Genomic DNA, 1,409 nt, shown 5'->3' with positions numbered 1-1,409 from the left:
GTCTTGGCGTTGTCGAAGCCGAAGCTCCAGACGGCGGGGTCGAGATGCAGGGCGATCAGCGCGTCGGCCCAGCGCCTCACCCGATCGAGATCGGCCATGAGCGGATCAGGAGGCGCGGGTCACCGGGGCGGGAACGGCCAGGTCGACGGCTGGTCGTCTTTGGGCAGGGCGTCGACGACTCCGGTGACACCGGTCGCGCCGGGTCGGGTCGTCTCGGCGTCCTCGTCGTCGGGTCGGCCAGAGGTCGCACCGCGGTCCGACCGAGGGGACGAGTCACGGAACCGGTCGCCCTCGCGGTGACCGGCGGCGTTCGCGGCGAGGCTCGAGATCTTGCCCCACAGGCTCGTGTCGGCTCGCACCGGACGGTCGCTCTCGGGGGCGGGCGGCACCTCGTCGCGCCGGGCGTGGCGGGCCGCACGTTCGTCGGAGTCGTCGGTGCGCGTCGCGGCGGCCCGCGCGGCGGCCGCGGGGTCGACGAGCGACTCGGACGGCAGACCGCCCGTGGGGTTCGTGTCGCCGGGGCGGGGAGCGTCGTGACCGGCGTCGAAGACCTCGGCCGCGCCTCCGGAAGCGGGGTCGTCGAGCTCTTCGACCGACTGGCCGTCGGTCTGCGCGAGGTAGGCCCGGAGGATGTCGTCGATGGCGTTCTGGAGATCCACCGCGCGATCGCGCGGGGCGCCGCTCGCCGAGTAGGCGGTCAGCGCGTGGGCGAGACTTGCCCGCGCCTCGTCGTGGCGGCCGAGCTCGAGCAGCGTGTAACCCTCGAGCTCGGCGGCCGCGGCCTCGAGCTCGCGCCACTCTTCGGTCGACGCCGTGATGAGACTCGTGTGCAGGTCGTTGAGCGCACGCTCGAGCTTGCCCTGCTCACGGAAGATGTGCGCCCGACGGATCCGCGCAGCCGTCGAGTCTGCCCGGTCGCCGGTGAAGTGCGCGAGACGGAAGGCCTCTTCGGCGATCGCCAGGGCCTCGTCGAGACGACCGAGCAGCCTCAGCAGATCGGCGCGCTCGCCGAGGGCCGAGGTGCTGCGGCTCTGCCCGAGCGCACCGAGGCGGGCCTCGGCGGCGGGCACGTCGACCGCCGTGCGGAGGCTGATCGGCTCGAAGCCGCCGGCCCCGCCCAGCCTCGAGCCGGCAGGCGCGGCGAGGCCCGGGGGCACGCTCTGGGGGCGGGCGCTGCCGGGTGCGGATCCGAGGTGGGGGTCGTGCTCGCTCATCGTGTACGAGGGTAACCGCCCGCCCCGCGAACGGACCGCACGGCGCGCAGGCTCACCCGCTTGCCGCCCCGATTCGCGACGACCCGCCGTCGCGGTGGCGGACGACGTGCCTCGAAGCGGTGGCGCGGGGCGGGCGGGGCGGCGCGGCGCGGCGCCGGGCTGGCGAATGAGGTGCCTCGAAGCGGGAGATCGGGG

1 protein-coding gene and 1 pseudogene are annotated in these 1,409 nt (G+C 74.9%); both read right to left on the bottom strand.

Going from position 1 to position 1,409, the window contains the following annotated elements:
* A pseudogene (locus ACZ6JE_RS15050) lies at positions 1–98 on the bottom strand (SprT-like domain-containing protein); the annotation flags it as partial.
* A gap of 21 nt (positions 99–119) precedes the next feature.
* Entirely contained in the window at positions 120–1,214 is a 1,095-nt protein-coding gene (locus tag ACZ6JE_RS15045) for a tetratricopeptide repeat protein (protein ID WP_464319456.1), read from the bottom strand.
* Positions 1,215–1,409 lie beyond the last annotated feature (195 nt).

The sequence above is a fragment of the Frigoribacterium sp. AC759 genome, from assembly GCF_979256015.1.
The sequence above is the reverse complement of the archived record's forward strand: the minus strand, read 5'-3'. Positions and strand labels throughout refer to the sequence as shown.

Coding starts and splice junctions, on each gene's coding strand:
- ACZ6JE_RS15045 (WP_464319456.1), bottom strand. CDS start 1,214: ATGAGCGAGCACGACCCCCACCTCGGATCCGCACCCGGCAGCGCCCGC.